This window comes from Nonomuraea sp. NPDC000554 (assembly GCF_040300065.1).
In the GTDB taxonomy this organism is placed as follows: domain Bacteria; phylum Actinomycetota; class Actinomycetes; order Streptosporangiales; family Streptosporangiaceae; genus Nonomuraea.
This window is the reverse complement of the sequence record NZ_JBEPDC010000022.1, coordinates 19,077-32,468: the sequence shown is the minus strand read 5'-3', so window position 1 is coordinate 32,468 and position 13,392 is coordinate 19,077. Positions and strand designations below refer to the sequence as shown.

The window sequence follows — 13,392 nt, the reverse complement described above, 5'->3', positions numbered from 1 at the left end:
ACCCGGGCAGAGGCGATCGCCTGCTGACTTCAGGCGAGGTCGAGAATCGGGATCAGTTGCTCCTCCTCATACGTCAGGTGCGCTTCGAGCTCGTCGACGAGCCGTTCGATCTCGGCCCGTACCTTCAGCGGATCCTCACCGGAAAGGGCCTGCTTCAGCTCTTCCAGGAGTACGGTGATGCGCTCGTGCTCCTTGGCCAGCCGCTCCAAGGTCGGAGCGAGCGAGGGATGCTGCTCGGCCAGGCTGGGGAACATCATGGTGTCCTCGCCCGTGTGGTGATGGTGCAGGCCCTGGCAGACGGTCAAGCAGGTGATCCTCAGCTGTACGCCCAGGCCTGGCCGTCCTGAATCGGACAGCTCCTTGCGGATCAGCGCGAGTTCGCGGCGGAAGCCGTCGTGCACCAGCTTGAGGTACGCACCGCCCGACGGGGCGCTATCCCGAGGCGGACCAGTCACGCGAAGTGCGACGACCGGGATGGTGCGCGTCGTCTTGGCCTGGTAGTCGGCCCAGCCAGGGCCGCCTTCCACCGCGCGGGCGAACGCCGCGTCACGCTCGGTGCCCTCCAGGACCTCCGCCTCGACATCGAAGATGAGGACGCCAGTCTCGACGGTGGCGCGCGGGTTGGCCTTCAGATCGTGGTACCAGGCCGGGTTGTTCGGCGCTCCTCCGGCGGAGGCGATGACCAGCATGCGCTCGACGCCGTCGGGTAGGTAGACGAGCGGGGTCGTGTGTGGCTTGCCCGAGCGGGCGCCGGTGGTGGTGAGCAGGAGCAGCCTCGCTCCCTCGACATAGCTACCGACTTGGCCATTGTTGGCGCGGAACTCGTCGATGACCTGCTTGTTGAAATCCATCCTTCTCCATGGGTGGTTCCTGCTGTGCCGTACTGAATGGAGAAGAAGACGGCGGGCCGCGGGCCCGCCCGGCGATCAAGCGTCAGCCGGGCTGCTCTCTGGTGCGTGGCCCAAGGCCGACCCGGCAGTCACGCAGGTCACGCTACTTCATCAAGGTATTCGCCGCACAAGTGGCACTCGCGCGAATAGCCACGGGTTGAGGGGATCGGTTGGGTCCTGCTGACGCCACACCTGTGCTCTGGCTCCCCGAACAGATGCCGCCGTGCCCGGCAGCGCTCCTCGGACGACCACAGCGATTTGGCAGAATCGCATCAGACCACAAGTCACCAGCGGTAGCAGGAGCTTGCGGGCCGGCAGCGGGCAGGACGCGCCCGTCGAACCAGACGACAAGACAGCTAGGAAGCCTCCATGGATCGAGTCCCAGCAGACCGAGTCGTCTACGAAGACGACGGCCTCTACCACCTGGACGACGTGCCCTTCACCGGGGTCGCGTTCACGGAGAAAGACGGCGCCCTCAGGTCCGAGACGACCTACCGGGAGGGTCTGCAGTGGGGGTCGACGAAGGAGTGGTATCCGTCGGGGCAGCCCATGGTGGACTCGACTTTTGCGCGGGGGGCGAAGCACGGGCGGGCGCGGGAGTGGCACAAGAACGGGCAGCTCGCAGAGGACGGCGAGTACGAGTACGGCATGACGTTGTGGGCGAAGCAGTGGGATGAGAACGGCGTCCTGGAGGACGACTACACGCTTACGGAATCCGACTCGGACTATCAGACGCTGCTGCACTTCCGGGCGCTCTACGGCGGAGCGTCGTGACCGTGACGGGGCTGCCGCTCACTTGTCCGACGAGACAACCACCAGCGCCGCGATCATCACATGGGGAGCGATGTGCCGGTGCTGCCTTCCTGGCTGATCGAACCGCTGATGGCCTGGCCCCGGTCGCAGAGATGACCTGCCCCGACTCATCGCAGCGCGGATATGTGAAAAAGCGGAGCTACAACTGACGCAGCACCTGCATGGCATTCCTCTCGATGCACGAAAGATCGTGGAGAATGACGCCGGCCTCCTCGAGATGCCCCACGTCGCCGCTCTCTCCAGCCTTCGTGATCAAGATGGCCACGTCCGTCCACAGGGTGGCGGCCTCGGCGTACAGCTTGTGACCGGCGCGGAGGTTGCTGTCGTCGATCAGCTGGATGCACTCGCCGAGGAAGTCGCGATAGAGGGCGCGAAACAAGGCGCCGCCGGTGCCGGCTTTCTCCATGAGGAGGGCGGCTTGCGGTAGGTCCTGCTGCGGATTGCCGGTGCGCAGCAGCCATGTGGGCACCTGTTTGGCGGCTTTCTCGATGCCGCGGTGGCCCAGGTTCGCGATGGGAGCGGCAAGGAAGGCGTCGGCGCAGTCCCTGATGGCGGGGATGATCTGGTCCTGCCAGCCGGGCGAGTGTTCCGGCAGGGTGATGGTGAAAGATCGGTTTCTGGCGGTCATCGGGCCTCGCTCGGTCCGCGCCATGGCCAGGCTGGCCCGGCTGGTGCGCACCGCTCCTCCCTGCTGGTCGGTGTCCACCAGGTAGACGTCGTGCTCGTCGTAGCCGTACATGGCGACGACATGGCCGCCGAAGTGCACCTTGGACCGGAAGTACTCCAGGTGAAAGCAGTCGAGCTGAAGGCCGACCGGCCGCCCGGCATCGATGGGGGCCGCCACGTTCTCCCACGCCTTACGCGGTGAGGTGGTCTCCTTGGCCAGTAATGTCAGCCCCAGCCTGGCAGTCAGGTTCCTGGTGAGGTCGAAAGGCTTGACGCGGCCTCCGAGAAAGGGGAACGCCATGCCCTTGCTGTCCCAATAGACGAAGGACAGGCCCGAGCCCAGCCCGAACAGCATGGGCTCGGACAGATCAAGTCCCTCATGCCGCAACAGCACCCCCAGCGCCGTCGTCTCGCAGTGGTGCATGCCGCGAGCCTCGATGTCAGTCACGATGGTCATACGTCGCTCTCCTCAACAACTGGGCTATCAGGGTGCCCGCAGTCACTGTCCGGGGCGACACGCCCGTTCTCCAGCGCATCCATACTTTCTGCCGTGGCGGGCACGCGCCATGTGAAGATCCTGCACCACCGTCAGAACAGGGCCTGGTGGCTGCGGGGGTGCCGTCATGCTGAGCGCTGGTGGCCGTCGAGGCGACACAGGGCCGGCTCGCCGGGTTCCGGCTCCGGCCGCTGACTACGGCGTCGCTTCGTCGTTGCGATCAGCGGCGCGGCACTCATCAAACGATCACCCACTCTCCCCGCTACTTCCTTGACCAGCTACCAGGATCGTCAGGAGTAGCATGAGGCCTCCCATGGGGGGAGAGTCCAGCCGCATCGTCCTCACCTCGCCGGGGGGCGGCTCGGCGAGTGCCGACTCCCATCCGGCCGACGGCCCTGAGGTTCGCCGCGGTGGATCCCACTGTCGCGCATGTCGCACGACGGCCGAGCAGGGGAAGACGATGACGTTCCATGCGCTGCTCACGAACGCGGTCATCTTCCACAACGCCCTGGAGCGAAGATCGTGCGGCAGTTGCTGAGGGGAGGACCTGGTCCTCTGGCCGAGCACATCAACCGGTTCGGCGAGTACTCCACCCATGAGCTTTCCGCGATCTGGTCAGCCGGTCTTGGTGGCGAAGGGGCCGCCGGCGCCGAACACGAGCCGCGCGAAGTTGTCGCCGATGCGGCGGTGTCCGGCGGGGTCAGGGTGGACCTCGTCGGGCAGCGGCAGTTCGGCGTAGTCCGTCTCGCCGTAAAGGTCGCGGCCGTCGAGGTGGTGCAGGTTCGGGTCGTCAGCCGCCCGCTGTTCGACGATCCGGGCGAGTTCGTCGCGGATGACGTTGAGCGTCAGGCGCCCGGCGGCGCGTTCGGCGGGGTCGCCCGTGGCCTTGAACCGCAAGGTCCCGCCGTCGAACTCGGGCGCGAGGGGGCCAGGGGTGTCCTCCTGGACCGGGCACAGGATGGGGGACACGACCAGCAGCGGTGTGGTGGGATGCCCTTCGCGGATGGTGTCGAGGAAGCCATGGACCGCAGGGGTGAAGGCGCGCAGGCGCATCACGTCGGCGTTGACGATATTGATGCCGATCTTGAGGCTGATCAGGTCCGCGGGGGTGTCCCGCATCGCGCGGGCGGTGAACGGGTCGAGCAGCGCGCTGCCGCCGAACCCCAGGTTGACCAGCTCCACTCCGCCTTGGGCGGCGGCCAGGGCCGGCCAGATGGCGGTCGGGTGGGCGGCGTTCGAGCCGTGGCTGATGGAGCTGCCGTGGTGCAGCCACACCCTGCGCCCGCTGTCCGGCGCCGGCTCGACCGGGGCGTCGGTGCGCAGGGCGATCAGCTCGGTGATCTCCGTATGCGGAAGCCAGATCTCGACGTCCTTGTCACGCGCGGGCAGATCGGTGAAGCGGGCGGTGCCGACAGGCCCTTCGCGCAGTTCGACGGACTGGGTGGCCATGTCGATCGTGCGGACATTGCCGCCGGTCACCGTGGCCTGGGCAGTGAGACGGCCGTCGACCAGCAGGTCGTATACGCCGTCCGCCGGGGTCGGGAAACCTCGGTAGGCCCTCTTGGTGGGCAGCGTGTCCAGTTCGATGGTGGTGGCCCGGGTGCGGACGGCCAACCGCACGCCGGACGGCTGGGCCTCGGCCATGGCCAGTTGGTCGTCGGGGATCTGCCGGCGAGCCCGAGCGGGCAGTCGGTGCGGCAGCAGGCCGTGCGCCGTGCGTTCCACGTCGAGGACGCCGCGCAGGATGTCTGCGGTGACGGGTGTGGTGATCCAGTCGTGCTCGGTGTTCATTGCCTCAGCCTGTTGATCAAGATTTCCGGACTGTTCAGATGCGCCGGGGCGCGGCGGACCGCTGCCGGTCAAGGTGCGGTCCAGTTCCGCAGCAGGGCGTCGAGGGAATCCACGATCCAGGACCAGGATTCCTGCGAGTCGACGTCGGTGTGGTCGAAGCCTCCGGCCAGCTCCAGGCTGACGTAGCCGTGGAAGACGCTGCCCAGCAGCCGGACCGCGTGCGTCTGGTCCGGCTCCGTCAGGTCGTAGCCGCGCAGGATCGCCCGCGTCATATGTGCGTGCCTGCTGCCGGCGCTGGCGGCCGCCGTCTCGGGGTCGAGCCTGAGCCGGGCCGCGGCGTAGCGGCCGGGGTGCTCCCGTGCGTAGTCGCGGTAGACGTTCGCGAAGGCGGCCAGGGCGTCCTTGCCGGCGCGCCCGGCCAGGGCGTCAGCGGCCCGGTCAGCGAGTTCTTCGAGGGCGAACAGGGCGATCCTGGTTCTGAGGTCCTGGGAGTTCTTCAGGTGTGAGTACAGACTCGCGACCTTGACATCGAACCGCCGGGCGAGCGCCGAGACGGTCACCTGGTCGAAGCCGACCTCGTCGGCCAGTTCTGCCCCCGCCCGGGTCAGACGTTCTGTGGTCAGCCCTGCTCGAACCATAACCCTTCTCCCATCTAGCGGCAGCCATTATGCATTTGCCTAACAGTTTTAGGCAAATTAGCCTACCGCTCATGAACCCGCTGACCGAGCAAGAGATCCGCGCCGCGTTCGTGAACTGCACCAAGGGCGAGGCGAAGCGCCTGTCCGTCCCTCGCGACCTGGCCGAGCGCCCCTGGGACGACCTGGACTTCCTCGGCTGGCGAGATCCCCAGGCCCCCGACCGCGCCTACCTCGCCACCGAGCTGGACGGCCGCCTGGTGGCACTCGCGCTGCGCTGCCCCAGTGCCACCTCCTGGCAGACGCTGCGCAGTATGTGCTCGCTATGCATGACCACCCACACCGGAGGCGTCTCGCTGATGGTCGCCGCGAAGGCGGGCAAGGCCGGGCAGCAGGGCAACTCCGTGGGCGCCTACATATGCAGCGACCTCGCCTGCCCGCTGTACGTGCGGGGCAAGAAGGACGCGGGCGTCGGTGCGCGGCTCCACGAGTCGCTCACCCTGGAGGAGAAGATCCAGCGGACCGTCGCGAACCTCGCCGTGTTCATCGCCAAGATCGGCCTTCGAGGAGGCTGAGTGCAGGGATCAGCGGTAGGGGCTTGATCTTGGTTTCGGGGCCGGGTTTGGGCTGGTTGGCAGGCTTACGTTCCTGGGCCATGCCCTTCGAATTTCTCTCTGATGAGCAGGTCGCTCGTGACGTTCGATTCCCTCAGGAGCCGTTCCGGCTGGATCGGACCTCGTTGGAGCAGGTGGCCCTGCGGCGGTGGTCGACGACGAAGCTGGGGCAGTGGGCATCGTACGGATGCTCGGTGTGTTCATGACCGAGAACCCCGCGGCGGTCCCGGCCGGTGTGACTGAGCGTTCCAGCTGGCCCGACCGGCCGGCTGGAACGCTCAGATCAGGGCTACGTCATGCGCTGATGGCGTCGTCCTGAGCGGCGGGCACGAAGTTGGCGTACTCCTCGATGCGGGTGATGAGATCGCCGTCGAAGCGGAAGTACACGGCAGCGTGCACCTGGCCGCGCACGCCGTCCTTCGTGGCCACGTGCACCACGTGCTGCTGGAGGACTTCGTCGGGCTGGGAGAACTGGCGGATGATGTCGTAGCGCATCGACTCGATGGCGTCGATCTGCCCCTCCATCCCCTTGATGTTCTCCTCGATCGTCTCCTCGCCCTTGCCGTCGTTGTGCCAGACGGTCGCCGTCTGGGCGCACATGGCGCGTGCGGTGGCCCAGTCGCGCTGTTCCAGGCTGCGCAGGTACGAAATGGCTATGTCCTTGAGGTCCTGGCTCATGGTGTTGCTTCTTTCTGTTTGTGTGGGGGTTACGTACCGGGTGCGCGGTCAGCTTCGGTCGGTCGTGTCGTAGACCAGGGCGCGTTCTCCTGCCTCGACGCGCATCGGCAGATGGTTGCCGGGAGGCGAGAGAGGGCAGGTGAAGACGGAAGGTTGCAGGTGGTGATGCGAGAGCGTCGCCTTGTTGAAGTCGACCGTCAGCCTGCTGTCGGGCTCCAGGAGCGGCAGGACGAGCCAGCGGCCGATCTCGGGCGTCTCGTTCCCGTTGGTCTCGTCGGTGAACACCACCAGGCGCTGTCCGGGCATGTCCTCAAGGACGGCCAGCACGTATTCCGTACCGTTGACGGTCACGGCGAGATCGACGGGCGCCAGGATGGCTTCCGTGCTGCGCGGTGAGGTCAGCCGCCCCACTTCGATGCGGCGGCCCTCGGGTGCCTCGCGGTATTCGCCTTCGAAGACCCAGGCCGGGTCGTAGGGGTAGGTGTCGATCCCGGTCAGACCGGAGCGGGCGACTGCCTGATGGTCCATGACGACCAGGCCGTAGACGCCATCCGATCCTCCCGCGAAGCCGACGCGGCCACCGGGGAACTCGAGAGGGCTGCCGGAAGGCACTTCGGCCGTTCCCTCAACCGCTTCGCCGCCCACCTTCACCCCGTTCTCGACAGCGGCTGTCACGGTCAGGGCGCCTGCCTCGTCGGTACTCCACTGCCCGGGAACGCCCGGCAGGGTGTGGACGTCCGGTCCGACGACCTTGCCGTTGGCGACGACCTTCGCCTTGCCGTTCGGCCCGGCGATCTCCTCCCACCTGCCCTGGCGCCACGCTTCGTACTCGGCAGGCTCGCTGCCGCCGGGGGCGCGCGCCGCGGTCGACTGGTTGTGGTGGGCTCTCATGAGGCTTTCCTTCTTTCTGCGCCGAGGGGGCGCTCATCGATGCGCGGAAGGTGTATGTCCTCCGCTGCGGCGGTCGTGCTGCACAGGGGAGGCTGCGTGTCTAGGTCTGCGCTCCTGATGACCAGCCTAGGAGGCAGTTGCTTGAGAGGCATGGATTGTTGCGCGTAAGGCAAAAAAGCCGATAGAAGGACTGCCTGGAAGGCAACCAGCCCTTTGGCTGGCCGTCCCTGCACCGTGGGGCCCAGGGCAGACTGGCAGCGACAGGGAGGAAGGTCGGCGTCGCGCAAAGTCCCGAGCTGAGCATGGGCAGCCACCTGCGTTACACCGCGCACATGCGGTGGCGTCGCGCAGTTCAGTTGCGCCGTGCGGCCCACACGGTGCGTTCGGTGCGGACCGCGAGGTCGCTGCGGCGCAGGATGCTGTGCGGGCTGTCGGTATCGAGCAGCCGGTCGAGGGCGGCGAGGTCGTCGGCGGCGAGCAGGTGGGCGGCGCTGCCACGCAGGCGCCGCAGGCTGCTCACGGCGTAGTGGCCGACCGCCTTGTTGCGGGAGCCGTCGATGTGCACGGTGATGGCGCGTTCTCCCTCGACGGTGAAGCCGGCCGCGGTCAGTTTGGGACCCCAGTTGGCGCCGCGGTGCGGCACGTGTTCGGCGTGGTGGTGCGCGAGGGCGGCGTGGCAGCGCTCCTCCAGCCCGGGCCGGTCTTCCGGCGCGTTCTCGGGAAGGAAGCGGGGGAAGCCGTCCAGCTCGACGACGGCGAACAGTCCGCCGGGGGCGAGCAGGTCGTAGACCTTGCGCAAGCTTCGGTCGGGGTCGGCCAGGTGGTGCATGGCTGCCGACGCCCACACCAGCTCCGGTGTGCCGAGGTCGGGCCATGGCGTGTCGAGGTCGGCCTGCACGGCGCGCACGCGATCATCCGCCCCCTGCGTGCGGGCCTTCTCCCGCAGTCGGCGCAGATGCTCGGCCGAGGAGTCGACGGCGGTGATGTGCGCTTCTGGGTAGCGGGCGAGCAGGGCGAAGGTGCCGGCTCCGGTCCCGCAGCCCAGATCCACGATGTGACGAGGGGAGGTCTCGACAGGCAGCCATTCAGCGACGGACGCGATGTGCTCGGCCAGGACCTCTGCGTCCAGGTCGAGGATCTCCGCCTGGCCGTCGGCGTCGACCTGGGGCTGATGGTGCGGGTCACCGTGTGAGGTGTGCGGGTAGGCGTGGGTCATGACGCCACGCTAAAACGATCATGTTGTCGTGGCGTGCCGCATTTCCGGATACGCAAGACATTGGCCGGATGGTCTGCCGAACGCGCAAGCATGGACCCTTACGGGCAGGGGCGGCTGGTGTCTTGGTCGGTGCGTTGGTGGCCGCGGCGGGCGTCGCGGTCGAAGATGCCCAGGATCTCGCACGGTCCGCCTTCGGCGCCGATGGCGTGCGGGAGCATCGTGGGGAACTCCGCCGCCTGGTTGGTCTCAATGCGAAAGCGCCGGTTGCCCAGCAAGAGCACGGCGGTGCCGGACAGGACGACGAGCCATTCGCGGCCGGGATGAGCGCGCATACGTGAAGGGTTGTCGGGTGGCGGCTCGGTCATGCGCTGACGCACGACCGTCATGCCCGGATCCGCCTTTATGGGCCAGCGCATCAGACCATGGACGCCGTCGATCATGGGACTGGTGACAACGTCATCGGTGGCGGTCTCGACGAGCTGGTCCAACGAAGTGTCCAGGGCGCGGGCGATGGCGACGAGGCTGTCCAGGGCGAGGCGGCGCTGGCCGTTCTCGATACGGCTCAGTGTGGATTGGCTGAGGTGGGCGCGGGTGGCCAGCTCTTCCAGGGACCAGCCCTGCGCCACCCGCAAAGCGCGGATCCTCTTGCGCACCAGGCTGTCAAGCTCGCCATCGATTTGCGTCATAGGCAATATCGTATGCTCTAACCGCAAGGCATGGTTACCGTCATTCGTGTACGACCCCTGGGACCGACCGGGCCCCGCACGAATGAAAGGCTACGACCCGATGGCTGCGACGACTACCGCTCATCTGCCGGGGGAGGCCGTCGACGCCGTGGTGATCGGCGGTGGCGCCGCAGGTCTGAACGGCGCGCTGATGCTCGCCCGCTCCCGCCGCTCGGTCGTCGTGATCGACAGTGGCACTCCCCGCAACGCACCCGCCGAAGGCGTGCACGGCCTGCTCGGCCTGGACGGCACCTCGCCGACTGAGCTGCTACGCATCGGCCGCGAGGAGGTGCGGCGCTACGGCGGCCTCGTCGTGGACGGCGAAGTGACCTCCACCCGCCCGGCCACCGCGCCTGCGCAGGGCGGCCTGCGCTTCACCGTCACCCTGGCCGATGGCCGCACCCTGACGGCGCGCCGTCTGCTGGTGGCCACCGGCCTGCGAGATGTGCTGCCCGAACTTCCCGGGCTCGCCGAGCACTGGGGGCACGGCGTTGTGCACTGCCCGTACTGCCACGGCTGGGAGGTACGCGACGAGCCCATCGGGATCCTGGCGGTGGGCCCGGCCTCGATCCATCATGCGCTGCTGTTCCGCCAGTTGACCGACGACCTCATCTACTTCACCCGCGACACCGAGCTCGACGAGGACACGCGAGCGCGCTTCGCCGCACGCGACATCCAGGTCGTCGATGCCGAGGTGGACAGGGTCGTGACCGCCGAGGACGGCACCATCGCGGGAGTGCGTCTGAGCGATGGGGAGCTGGTGCCGCGGCGGGTGCTCGCGGTCGTGACCCGTATGCAGGCCCGCACCGACGGTCTGGACGAACTCGGCCTGCCGATGGAGGGTCTGCCCGGCGGCATGGGCCGCCGCTTCGCCTCCGGCATGGCCGGCACCACCGAGGTGCCGGGCGTGTGGGTGGCCGGCAACGCCACCGACCTGACCGCCCAAGTCGGCGCCTCCGCCGCAGCCGGCGCCCTGGCCGGCGCCCACATGAACGCCGACCTCGCCACGGCCGACACCGAGGCGGCCCTCGCCGCCGTACAACGCGGCCGCAGCCTGGCCTGACGCCCGCATACACACCGGCCCACTGTGCGCGGGACCGGCCCTTCGACCAGCCATCCCGGCGACCGGCCTTGCTCCGGCGCTGATTCTGCATGCCCTTTTGAGAGGACTCCATGAGTACCCATCAGCCTCCACAGGTGAGGGGTCCCGGTAGTAATGGCGCAGGATCCAACAGATACGCCTCTCACCTGTACTTATGCAGAGGTCTCAGGGTGGTGCGCCAGACCTGAGCTCTGCCTATCAATGCAGGCCAGAGGCGTATCTGTTGGATTTTCGGCCGAAGCTACGGGGACCCCGATCTCCGCGTGAGGGAGTGATCCGGTTGCCGTGCGGATGCCGGAGCAGCAGCATCGCCGCGACGAACTCCTCGACCGTCTCACCTGGTAAGCGCTCCCAGTTCACCAGCGTCATACACGCCAGCAAACCACCCAGCACCGACAGTCACCGGCGGCTGGCGCGGGCCCGGCCGGCACGAGGGTTCAACGGTAGGAGACGCTGCGTGCCTGCAGCAGCTCGAACCCCTGGTTCACCATGAGCACGGCTGCGACGGTGCACCAGTACAGGCCGCTGATCGAACCGGTGACGCGTACCAGAGCCACGTCCTGGTTCCGGGCCACGATTTCCTTGTCCAGCATCGCCAGCGTGCCGTAGGCGTCGCCGTGGGCCAGTGCGCTGCAGCCACTCCACACCAGCTGTGCCAGATCGGCGCCCAGCGTGGTCAGCTCGCCCGCGCCGCGCACGATCTCGGTGACCGAAACGGTCAGGGCGTGCCAGACGGCGTGGGACACCTGGAAGGGGTCGGTCTTGGCATCGTCGCCGGCCAGAGAACTGCGCGGGTCGGCCTGCCAGGCACGCGAGTCCTCACCGGTGAGTTTCTGCCACGGCTCGATGCGCTCCAGCCAGCTGATCAGCGGGCGCAGGTCCCGCTGTTCGTTGGTGTCCACAGCATGGACGGTACGCGGCTCCACGGCCGCGGTGCGAGGCGTTTTCCCTGGCCCAGCGGTCAGCCGGCGGGCTGATCGTCAGCCGGGCAGGGGATTGGCGATCAGCTTGTCGACTCGCTCCCTGATCTCGTCCCGGATCGTCCGCACGGCCTCGATGCTCTGGCCGGCGGGGTCGTCAAGTTTCCAACCTTCGTAGCGTTTGCCGGGGAAGATGGGCAGGCGTCGCCGCAGCCCATGGTGATCACGGCGTCGGAGGCCTCGACGTGGCGTCGATGGTGAGGACCTTGGGCTGCTCGCCGGTGATGTCGATGCCGACCTCGCGCATCGCCTCGACCGCGAGGCGTCAGCGCAGGCTGATCTGGTGGTCGTCGGCAGTCACAGCAGGAACGCCCTGCAGCGGGCGCTGCTTGGCTCGGTGAGCAGAGGAGCGCTGCACCACGCGCACTGCCCGGTCGCCGTGATCCGCACCGCCTAGAGGGTGTGGCCAGCCAAGAACGTGTCCGACGGCGGAGCCGCATCCGGATCGGGGCCAGGACCAGGACCAGGGTCCTGGTCGCGAGCCGTGGGAAGGACCCAGGGCCCCGGCCCGGATCATCCGCTGCCAGGAGGTTTGCCGCCTCTCGGAGTGATGGTCTGGATATCGGGCGGGAGCCCCCGGCGGACGTTCGTCTTCAAGTCCGTCCGCCGGAGGACATCGTGATCCGCGCCCTGACCGGATACTCCACCAGACATGGTGGGCAGCATCGAATCTGCCGGGAGGCAAAGAATGATGATGAAGAGTGTGGGCTGGCGCCGTTTCCATGCGGTCGTGGCGTCAGCGGCCGTGGCCGCGTCCGTCGGTGCGCTGGCGGTGGGTCCGGCTCACGCATCGTGGTCCGGATACGATCGGGCGGCATTGCAGGCGGATCTGGATGCGATCCGCGACGCCGGCACGCTGGGAGTGCAGGCGCGGGTGGTCTCACTCGGCGGTGACCTGGCCGCAGCGAGCGGCACGGCGGTGCGGGGCCGCAACGTGCCGATCCCGCTCGACGGGCACTTCCGGATGGGCAGCAACACCAAGACCTTCGTCGCTGCTGTGATGTTGCAGTTGGAGGCGGAGGGCCGCCTGTCCCTTGACGACAGCGTCGAACGGTGGCTTCCCGGGCTGGTGCGCGGCAACGGCAACAATGGGCGCGCGATCACCATCAGACACCTGCTCCAGCACACCAGCGGCCTGTATGACTCCGTGGGCGACATCGAGAAGAAGATGCGCACCGAGCGGGGTTACCGCACCTACCGGTTCCTGCGCATGAACCCGCGGCGACTGGTGGCTCTCAGCGTCGCCCACCGCCCGCTCTTCGCCCCCGGCTCCCGCTGGAGCTACTCGAACATCAACTACCTCTTGGCCGGGCTGGTCATCGAGCGGGCCACTGGGAACTCCTGGCGCAAGGAGGTGAAGCGCCGGATCATCACGCCGCTGCGGCTGCGGAACACGACGTTGCCCGGCGACTCCCCGCTCCTGCCCACGCCGCACGCGCAGAGCTACACCCAGGACGCCAAGACCTCCAGGCCGTTCCGCGTCACCCTGCTCAGTCTCGGCTGGGCCGGTGCGGCGGGCGAGGCCGTCACCACCACCGGCGACCTGAGCAGGTTCTGGCGTGCGCTGCTGGGCGGGAAGCTGCTGCCGCCGCAACAGCTGAAGAAGATGACGACCACGGTTCCCATCGGCGCGCCCGGCAGGGAGTTCGGCCTGGGCATGGCCAAGCAGCAACTGAGCTGCGGGGTCACGGCCTGGTCGCACCCTGGCGGCACACCCGGGTTCATCACCGACAACGCCGTCACCCAGGACGGCCGCACCAGCGTGATCGTCTCACGCACCACCTACCCCGGCACGCGAGAGCAGGGCCAAGCCACTGCCCGCCTGATCGACAACGCACTCTGCGGCACCTCACCGACCGATTGATCATCCCGTAAGGCGGGACCGGTAGCGATGA

General features: G+C 67.9%; 14 protein-coding genes and 1 pseudogene. 5 read left to right on the top strand and 10 right to left on the bottom strand.

What is annotated here, in order from left to right; translation table 11 throughout:
- Nucleotides 1-29: 29 nt before the first annotated feature.
- A complete protein-coding gene (locus ABT294_RS34420; RefSeq protein WP_350810500.1) occupies nucleotides 30-851 on the bottom strand; it encodes a nitroreductase/quinone reductase family protein in 822 nt (273 codons plus the stop codon).
- 408 nt (nucleotides 852-1,259) lie between these two features.
- On the opposite strand from ABT294_RS34420, the gene ABT294_RS34415 reads away from it, so the two are divergent.
- On the top strand, nucleotides 1,260-1,664 hold the full coding sequence (locus ABT294_RS34415) for a toxin-antitoxin system YwqK family antitoxin (protein WP_350810499.1): 405 nt from the start codon (nucleotides 1,260-1,262) through the stop codon (nucleotides 1,662-1,664).
- A 178-nt stretch (nucleotides 1,665-1,842) separates the two neighbouring features.
- Here the strand turns inward: ABT294_RS34415 and ABT294_RS34410 are convergent, their stop codons facing one another.
- The 3 genes from ABT294_RS34410 to ABT294_RS34400 all read right to left on the bottom strand — a co-directional run bounded on the left by ABT294_RS34410 (nucleotide 1,843) and on the right by ABT294_RS34400 (nucleotide 5,294).
- Nucleotides 1,843-2,826, bottom strand: a complete 984-nt coding sequence (locus ABT294_RS34410) for a BtrH N-terminal domain-containing protein (protein ID WP_350810498.1) — start codon at nucleotides 2,824-2,826, stop codon at nucleotides 1,843-1,845.
- 654 nt (nucleotides 2,827-3,480) lie between these two features.
- Nucleotides 3,481-4,656: a GDSL-type esterase/lipase family protein gene (locus tag ABT294_RS34405; protein WP_350810497.1), complete on the bottom strand. Its 1,176-nt coding sequence runs from the start codon at nucleotides 4,654-4,656 to the stop codon at nucleotides 3,481-3,483.
- Nucleotides 4,657-4,724: 68 nt separating this feature from the next.
- Nucleotides 4,725-5,294, bottom strand: coding sequence for a TetR/AcrR family transcriptional regulator (locus ABT294_RS34400; protein ID WP_350810496.1), 570 nt, complete (start codon nucleotides 5,292-5,294; stop codon nucleotides 4,725-4,727).
- A 71-nt stretch (nucleotides 5,295-5,365) separates the two neighbouring features.
- Between ABT294_RS34400 and ABT294_RS34395 the strand changes: the two genes are divergently transcribed.
- The gene (locus tag ABT294_RS34395) at nucleotides 5,366-5,866 is read left to right on the top strand and encodes an FBP domain-containing protein (protein WP_350810495.1); all 501 of its coding nucleotides are present in this window, start codon (nucleotides 5,366-5,368) and stop codon (nucleotides 5,864-5,866) included.
- A 333-nt stretch (nucleotides 5,867-6,199) separates the two neighbouring features.
- Here the strand turns inward: ABT294_RS34395 and ABT294_RS34390 are convergent, their stop codons facing one another.
- From ABT294_RS34390 to ABT294_RS34375, 4 genes are all read right to left on the bottom strand, one after another.
- On the bottom strand, nucleotides 6,200-6,583 hold the full coding sequence (locus ABT294_RS34390; RefSeq protein ID WP_350810494.1) for a nuclear transport factor 2 family protein: 384 nt from the start codon (nucleotides 6,581-6,583) through the stop codon (nucleotides 6,200-6,202).
- Nucleotides 6,584-6,631: 48 nt separating this feature from the next.
- Nucleotides 6,632-7,474 (bottom strand): DUF1684 domain-containing protein, encoded by an 843-nt coding sequence (locus tag ABT294_RS34385; RefSeq protein WP_350810493.1) that lies wholly within the window; start codon nucleotides 7,472-7,474, stop codon nucleotides 6,632-6,634.
- 352 nt (nucleotides 7,475-7,826) lie between these two features.
- Nucleotides 7,827-8,690, bottom strand: coding sequence for a class I SAM-dependent methyltransferase (locus tag ABT294_RS34380; protein ID WP_350810492.1), 864 nt, complete (start codon nucleotides 8,688-8,690; stop codon nucleotides 7,827-7,829).
- 98 nt (nucleotides 8,691-8,788) lie between these two features.
- On the bottom strand, nucleotides 8,789-9,376 hold the full coding sequence (locus ABT294_RS34375; RefSeq protein ID WP_350810491.1) for a helix-turn-helix domain-containing protein: 588 nt from the start codon (nucleotides 9,374-9,376) through the stop codon (nucleotides 8,789-8,791).
- 100 nt (nucleotides 9,377-9,476) lie between these two features.
- On the opposite strand from ABT294_RS34375, the gene ABT294_RS34370 reads away from it, so the two are divergent.
- A complete protein-coding gene (locus tag ABT294_RS34370) occupies nucleotides 9,477-10,478 on the top strand; it encodes an NAD(P)/FAD-dependent oxidoreductase (protein ID WP_350810490.1) in 1,002 nt (333 codons plus the stop codon).
- 476 nt (nucleotides 10,479-10,954) lie between these two features.
- On the opposite strand, the gene ABT294_RS34365 is transcribed toward ABT294_RS34370, so the two are convergent.
- Together ABT294_RS34365 and ABT294_RS34360 are read right to left on the bottom strand one after the other, a co-directional pair.
- Entirely contained in the window at nucleotides 10,955-11,419 is a 465-nt protein-coding gene (locus tag ABT294_RS34365; protein WP_350810489.1) for a hypothetical protein, read from the bottom strand.
- Nucleotides 11,420-11,497: 78 nt separating this feature from the next.
- A pseudogene (locus ABT294_RS34360) lies at nucleotides 11,498-11,756 on the bottom strand (low molecular weight phosphatase family protein); the annotation flags it as partial.
- A gap of 24 nt (nucleotides 11,757-11,780) precedes the next feature.
- On the opposite strand from ABT294_RS34360, the gene ABT294_RS34355 reads away from it, so the two are divergent.
- Together ABT294_RS34355 and ABT294_RS34350 are read left to right on the top strand one after the other, a co-directional pair.
- Nucleotides 11,781-11,894 (top strand): universal stress protein, encoded by a 114-nt coding sequence (locus ABT294_RS34355; RefSeq protein ID WP_350810488.1) that lies wholly within the window; start codon nucleotides 11,781-11,783, stop codon nucleotides 11,892-11,894.
- A gap of 420 nt (nucleotides 11,895-12,314) precedes the next feature.
- Nucleotides 12,315-13,361 (top strand): serine hydrolase domain-containing protein, encoded by a 1,047-nt coding sequence (locus ABT294_RS34350; protein ID WP_350810487.1) that lies wholly within the window; start codon nucleotides 12,315-12,317, stop codon nucleotides 13,359-13,361.
- The last annotated feature ends 31 nt before the right edge of the window (nucleotides 13,362-13,392 follow it).